At 30.2% G+C, this 734-nt stretch carries 1 protein-coding gene; it reads left to right on the forward strand.

Annotated elements, in window-relative coordinates:
• Positions 1–734, forward strand: a 734-nt coding sequence (locus IDG60_RS27925) for an ABC transporter permease (RefSeq protein WP_206161030.1), incomplete at both ends; no start/stop codon positions are given.

Below are 734 nucleotides of genomic sequence, written 5' to 3' on the forward strand. Positions count from 1 at the left end.
AGAGAAAAATTATTATAATAAGTTTATATTTAATGGTCATTTCATGGTCTTTTTACTTATTTTGCTGGGTGCATTTATTTTTGGATATGGTGAATGGTTAAAACATATTCCAACGAATATCAATTTTGCATTAATAGCAGCAGTGATTGTTGCGTTGACATCCATTTTTCCAATGCGACCACTCCTAAAAGAAGCGGATAAAATCTTTTTATTACCATTTGAAAAACACATGTCTCAATTTATGCGCCATGCGATTTTATATAGTTACTTTGCGCGCATATTAATCCAACTCATTATTGTTATTGTAATGTTCCCGTTGTTTTACAATATTAATCAACATAATGTGGCATTTTATATTTGTTTTGGATTCAGTGCATTAATTTTTCCATATGTTGGTTTACGCTTAAGATGGCAATGGTATCAATCGGGACTTAAAACATGGCAAGTTAATTTAATATCATTTATCATCTTTGCTCTAACATATTACTTACTATTAGCTCCAAAATGGTACATCGTATTTGTGATGGTTGCTTTGCCTGTGTTAATAGAATTTTTAGTTAAAAAATATAAACCAGGCTTTTTGTATCCTTGGGAGAAAATGATTGCTATCGAACATCGACATCATATGAATTATTATAAATTTGTTAATATGTTCACCGATGTAAAACATTTGAAAGAATCTGCAGTCAGAAGAAGTTATCTAGATATACTTTTACCAGTTCCAAAGGGTAGTA

Source organism: Staphylococcus sp. EG-SA-2, from assembly GCF_017152085.1.